Consider the following 6,183-nt stretch of genomic DNA (forward strand, 5'->3'; position numbering starts at 1 on the left):
GGCGCCCCGTTAACCACGACGGCCGAACGCAGGCATTGCGCAGTGGGCACCTCGGCATGGATGCCGAGGTAGCCGCGCTGGGCCATGGATGGCCCTTCGCGGCGGCCCACGGAGCAATGCCGGAGTGAGGGCATGCCGAGCCTAGGCGAGGCACCGAGTGGTGGGGCATGAGCGTTTTGCTTACTTTTGCGCTTCTCAAAAGTGAGCCGCCGTCAGGGCGGAACCCTAAGCAGCCGTTACCGCAGCAACGGATATACACCCTTACCCCAATCCACAGCCTTAAGTGAACAGCATTACCTGTGGGAGCGGGCTTGCTCGCGAAGGCGTCATCACTCAAACCGCAGTTATCGCACACAAAAAAATACCCCAGCCTCTCGACCGGGGTATTTCTTCAAGCACTTATCTCTACATCAATGGTTAACCGCCCCACTCGCCCCCAGGCCAGTCTGCGAACGCACGAACTGCGGGAAGAACAGCGCCCGCTCGTTGGCACCTTCAGTCGACTTGTCGGTGATGGAGAAGAACCAGATGCCGACAAAGGCAATGGCCATCGAGAACAGCGCAGGGTATTCATACGGGAAGATCGCCTTCTCGTGACCCATGATCTGCACCCAGATGGTCGGACCGAGCACCATCAGGCCCACGGCACTGACCAGGCCCAGCCAGCCGCCAATCATGGCGCCACGGGTGGTCAGCTTCTTCCAGTACATCGAGAGCAGCAGTACCGGGAAGTTGCAGCTCGCCGCGATGGAGAACGCCAGGCCCACCATGAACGCGATGTTCTGCTTCTCGAACAGGATACCCAGGCCGATCGCCAGCACCGCCAGGGCGATGGTGGTGATTTTCGAGACGCGAATCTCGTCCTTCTCGTTGGCCTTGCCTTTCTTGATCACACTGGCATACAGGTCATGGGACACCGCCGAAGCACCGGCCAGGGTCAGGCCCGCGACGACCGCCAGGATGGTGGCAAAGGCTACCGCCGAGATGAAGCCCAGGAAGATACTGCCGCCCACAGCGTTGGCCAGGTGCACCGCCGCCATGTTGTTGCCGCCGAGCAAGGCACCTGCCGCGTCCTTGAAGGCCGGGTTGGTGCTGACCAGCAGGATCGCGCCGAAGCCGATGATGAAGGTCAGGATGTAGAAGTAACCGATGAAGCCAGTGGCATACAGCACGCTCTTGCGCGCTTCCTTGGCGTCGCTCACGGTGAAGAAGCGCATCAGGATGTGCGGCAAGCCAGCGGTACCGAACATCAGTGCCAGCCCCAGGGAGAAGGCCGAGATCGGATCCTTCACCAGGCCGCCTGGGCTCATGATCGCCTCACCTTTAGGGTGAACCTTGACCGCCTCGGCAAACAGCATGTTGAAGTCGAAGTTGACGTGCTTCATGACCATCAGGGCCATGAACGAAGCACCCGAGAGCAACAGCACCGCCTTGATGATCTGTACCCAGGTGGTGGCCAGCATGCCGCCGAACAACACGTAGAGGCACATCAGGATACCGACCAGGATCACCGCAACGTGGTAGTCCAGGCCGAACAGCAGCTGGATCAGCTTGCCGGCACCGACCATTTGCGCGATCAGGTAGAACGCCACCACCACCAGCGAGCCGCTGGCAGACAGGGTGCGGATCTGGGTTTGCCCCAGGCGGTAGGACGCCACGTCGGCAAAGGTATATTTACCCAGGTTACGCAGGCGCTCGGCGATCAGGAACAGGATGATCGGCCAGCCCACCAGGAAGCCGATGGAGTAGATCAAGCCATCGTAGCCCGAGGTGAACACCAGCGCGGAAATCCCCAGGAAGGACGCCGCCGACATGTAGTCGCCGGCAATGGCCAGGCCATTCTGGAAGCCGGTGATCTTGCCGCCGGCCGCATAGTAGTCGGCCGCCGAGTTGTTTTTCTTGGACGCCCAGTAGGTGATATACAAAGTCGCGCCGACGAAGGCCACGAACATCAGGATAGCCGCGACGTTGAGGGGTTGTTTCTGCACGGCGCCGGTCAGGGCTTCAGCCGCCCAGGCGCCCGGGGCGAACGCTGCGATGCTCAATAGAGCCAGTAGACGCCGGATCATTGCTGAGCCTCCTTGAGAATCGCATTGTTCAAGTCGTCGAACTCGCCGTTGGCGCGCCGTACGTAGATACCAGTCAGGATGAAGGCCGAGAGAATCAGGCCGACACCGATGGGAATGCCCCAGGTGATAGTGGACTCAGGCGAGATCTTGGCCCCGAGAATGTGTGGCCCGTAGGCGATCAGAAGAATGAAGCCGGAATACAGCCCAAGCATGATCGCCGAGAGAATCCAGGCGAACTTTTCCCTTTTTCTCACCAGCTCCTTGAAGCGCGGGCTGTTTTGAATCGAGAGGTAAATGCTGTCGTTCATTGTTTTTATCCTCGCAGCACAGATTTAATTGGAACAACCCTACTCTATGCGGCTCAAGGCCAGGTTCCAGACGACCTTAGTATTAGAACGACATGACGGTGTTGCCCGTTTCCTTCACATTTTCCGCAGTTCCCTTTGTGGGAGCGGGCTTGCTCGCGAATGCAGTGTGTCAGTCAACACATGGTTAACTGAAAAATCGCATTCGCGAGCAAGCCCGCTCCCACAGGGATTTGTGCAGGACCAAGGATCTGCGGGCACAAAAAAAAGCCGCATGACACAAGTCATGCGGCTTTTCGGAACAGCTAAACCAGGCCGATTACTTGCCGGTCCACTCCTTCACGCGATCCGGGTGCTTGGCGACCCAGTCCTTGGCAGCAGCGTCAGGCTTGGCACCTTCCTGAATCGCCAGCATGACTTCGCCGATCTCGTCTTTCGAAGCCCACTGGAACTTCTTCAGGAACTCGACCACTTCCGGCGCCTTGGCCTCCAGGCCCTTGCTGCCGATGCTGTTTACAGTCTCAGCCGCGCCGTAGACGCCTTTCGGGTCTTCCAGGAAGCGCAGTTTCCACTTGGCGAACATCCAGTGCGGCACCCAACCGGTAACGGCGATGGATTCGTTTTTCTTCTCGGCACGGGTCAGCTCGGCAATCATGCCAGCGCCGGAACTGGCCTTGAGTTGATAACCGGTCAGGTCGTAATCCTTGATAGCCTGTTCGGTCTTGAGCATCACGCCAGAACCGGCGTCGATGCCGACGATACGCTTCTTGAAGGAGTCGTCGGTCTTGAGATCCTCAAGCGACTTGGCCTTGACGTACTCCGGCACGATCAGGCCGATTTTCGCGTCCTTGAAGTTGGGACCGTAATCGACCACCTGGTCCTTGTTCTTGGTCCAATAGTCGCCGTGAGTCACTGGCAGCCAGGCCGAGAGCATCGCGTCGAGTTTACCGGTGGCCACGCCTTGCCACATGATCCCGGTCGCGACCGCTTGCAACTTCACGTCATAACCGAGTTTCTGCTTGATCACTTCGGCGGCCACGTGGGTGGTCGCGACGCTGTCGGACCAGCCGTCAACGTAACCGATGCTCAGGGTTTTGGTTTCGGCGCTGGCCAAGGTGGAACTGATGGCCAGTACCAGTGCGGCACCTGCGCCCAAGAGTCGTCGCATCTTCATCGTTACTTCCCCGAAAGTGCTGCGCCCGACGGATGCCGGGCGGCGTCAACGTATAGTTATGATGCTCAGCGCCCCCATCACGCTCGCCCTCAAACCGGCCTGAACGCCAGTGGAGTACTGACTCGCTGATCATCAACCTGCGCCGATCCGGAACCTGCTCTGTCTGCGACGTCGAGGCAACGAGAAACGACATCAGAACGCCAGCTCTCAGTTCAGGGCATTTGTAGCACCGCCACACGTGAGGTTTAGCCGTCATATCCGGCAAACGCCAGATAACTAGCCGCCGCCGCGCACGACCGTGTATCGTCCCGCTACTATCGCACCCCGTCCGTGCCTGTTTTGTGCCCATCATGGCACTTGGCTCTGCTTCGGTGGTCATAGCCTGCGAACCTCATTCGGCACCTTCCTTTAAGGGATCCAGTCATGCTCCGTTCCTTGCGCTTCGCTGCCCTTCTCGGCGGCCTTATCCTGAGTGCGTCCGCGCTGGCGGCAGATATTGACGCCGCCAGCTATGGCTACCCCTTGACCAACCCGTTCGAGGCGACCATCGCCACCACGCCACCGGACCTGCGTCCGGAGTTGCCGCTGATCGAAGACATCAACCAGGCGGACCACAGCCTGACCCTGCGCCCGGAACGCGAGTTCATCCTGCCGGACAACTTCTGGCCGGTGAAAAGCCTCACCTACCGCATGGCCACCCAGGACAAACCCGCGCCGCTGATCTTCCTCATCGCCGGCACCGGTGCGCGCTTTGACAGTAGCATTAATGAATACCTCAAGCGCCTCTACTACAAGGCCGGCTACCACGTGGTGCAGTTGTCATCGCCCACCAGCTTCGACTTCATGAGCGCCGCTTCACGCTTCGCCACGCCAGGCATTTCCAAGGAAGACGCCGAAGACATGTACCGGGTGATGCAGGCCGTGCGCGCGCAGAACCCCAAGCTGCCGGTGACCGAGTATTACCTGACCGGTTATAGCCTAGGTGCCCTGGACGCGGCCTTCGTCGCGCACCTGGACGAAACCCGGCGCAGCTTCAACTTCAAGAAGGTGCTGCTGCTGAACCCGCCGGTGAACCTCTACACCTCGATCACCAACCTGGACAAACTGGTCCAGACCGAGGTCAAGGGCATCAACAACACCACGACCTTCTATGAGCTGGTGCTGAACAAGCTGACCCGCTACTTCCAGCAAAAAGGCTACATCGACCTCAACGATGCGCTGCTCTATGACTTCCAGCAGTCCAAGCAACACTTGAGCAACGAGCAGATGGCCATGTTGATCGGCACCTCGTTCCGCTTCTCGGCGGCTGACATCGCGTTCACCTCGGACCTGATCAACCGGCGCGGCCTGATCATCCCGCCCAAGTTCCCGATTACCGAAAGCACCAGCCTGACGCCATTCCTCAAGCGTGCATTGCAATGCGATTTCGACTGTTACCTCACCGAGCAGGTGATCCCGATGTGGCGCGCGCGTACCGACGGCGGCAGCCTGCTGCAACTGGTCGACCAGGTCAGCCTGTACGCGTTGAAGGATTACCTGCACGACAGCCCGAAGATTGCCGTCATGCACAACGCCGACGACGTCATTCTCGGCCCGGGCGACCTGGGTTTCCTGCGCAAGACCTTTGGCGATCGCCTGACGGTTTATCCACTGGGCGGCCACTGCGGCAACCTTAACTACCGCGTCAACAGCGACGCCATGCTGGAGTTCTTCCGTGGCTAAATATCTGCTGCTTATCGCCGCGTTAATAAGCGCGGGCATGGTCCACGCCGACAACAGCAAGGCCAATGCGCCAGTGGTGGTGGATTCGGACGGTTTCAAGGAACCGTTGACCAAGCTCAAGTTCAACCCGGGGCTGGACCAGCGCGAGTTCGAGCGCTCGACCCTAAACGCCCTGAACGTCTATGACCCGCTGGAGTCGTGGAACCGCCGGGTCTATCACTTCAACTACCGCTTCGACCAGTGGGTGTTCCTGCCCGTTGTCGATGGCTACCGCTACATCACCCCCAGCTTCATGCGCACCGGGGTCAGCAACTTCTTCAACAACCTGGGGGACGTGCCTAACCTGATGAACAGCCTGCTGCAATTCAAGGGCAAGCGTTCGATGGAAACCACGGCACGACTGCTGCTCAACACCACCGTCGGCATCGCCGGCCTGTGGGACCCAGCCACCGCCATGGGCCTGCCGCGCCAGAGCGAAGATTTCGGCCAGACCCTGGGCTTCTACGGCGTGCCTGGCGGCGCGTATTTCGTGCTGCCGATCTTCGGCCCTTCAAACCTGCGCGACACTTCGGGCCTGCTGGTGGACTACACAGCCGAATCGGCGATCAACTTCCTGAACGTCTCCGAAGTCAGCTCCAACCACCCGGAGCTCTTGCTCCTGCGCGGTGTGGACAAGCGCTACCAGACCAGTTTCCGCTACGGGCAACTGAACACGCCGTTCGAATATGAAAAGGTGCGCTACGTGTACACCGAGTCGCGCAAGTTGCAGATTGCCGAATAAACCAACGCCTGACGCAAATCCCAATGTGGGAGCGGGCTTGCTCGCGAATGCGGTGTGCCAGATGACATGTTCGTCAACTGACACACCGCATTCGCGAGCAAGCCCGCTCCCACAGTGGTTATGAGTTGTCAG

5 protein-coding genes are annotated in these 6,183 nt (G+C 59.5%); 2 read left to right on the forward strand and 3 right to left on the reverse strand.

The genetic code is table 11. From position 1 onward, the window contains the following. Positions 1-410: 410 nt before the first annotated feature. From B0E42_RS26455 to B0E42_RS26465, 3 genes are all read right to left on the reverse strand, one after another. The gene (locus tag B0E42_RS26455) at positions 411-2,069 is read right to left on the reverse strand and encodes a cation acetate symporter (protein WP_053182279.1); all 1,659 of its coding nucleotides are present in this window, start codon (positions 2,067-2,069) and stop codon (positions 411-413) included. Then, on the reverse strand, positions 2,066-2,377 hold the full coding sequence (locus tag B0E42_RS26460) for a DUF485 domain-containing protein (protein WP_014339591.1): 312 nt from the start codon (positions 2,375-2,377) through the stop codon (positions 2,066-2,068). The genes B0E42_RS26455 and B0E42_RS26460 overlap by 4 nt, the downstream gene beginning before the upstream one ends. A gap of 316 nt (positions 2,378-2,693) precedes the next feature. After that, the gene (locus tag B0E42_RS26465) at positions 2,694-3,548 is read right to left on the reverse strand and encodes a glycine betaine ABC transporter substrate-binding protein (protein ID WP_014339592.1); all 855 of its coding nucleotides are present in this window, start codon (positions 3,546-3,548) and stop codon (positions 2,694-2,696) included. A gap of 423 nt (positions 3,549-3,971) precedes the next feature. On the opposite strand from B0E42_RS26465, the gene B0E42_RS26470 reads away from it, so the two are divergent. Both B0E42_RS26470 and B0E42_RS26475 read left to right on the forward strand, forming a co-directional pair. Beyond that, a complete protein-coding gene (locus tag B0E42_RS26470; protein WP_003204449.1) occupies positions 3,972-5,270 on the forward strand; it encodes a hypothetical protein in 1,299 nt (432 codons plus the stop codon). Next, positions 5,263-6,051 (forward strand): VacJ family lipoprotein, encoded by a 789-nt coding sequence (locus B0E42_RS26475; RefSeq protein WP_053182282.1) that lies wholly within the window; start codon positions 5,263-5,265, stop codon positions 6,049-6,051. The genes B0E42_RS26470 and B0E42_RS26475 overlap by 8 nt, the downstream gene beginning before the upstream one ends. The last annotated feature ends 132 nt before the right edge of the window (positions 6,052-6,183 follow it).

Source organism: Pseudomonas sp. A25(2017) (assembly GCF_002001065.1).
GTDB classification, from domain to species: domain Bacteria; phylum Pseudomonadota; class Gammaproteobacteria; order Pseudomonadales; family Pseudomonadaceae; genus Aquipseudomonas; species Aquipseudomonas kilonensis.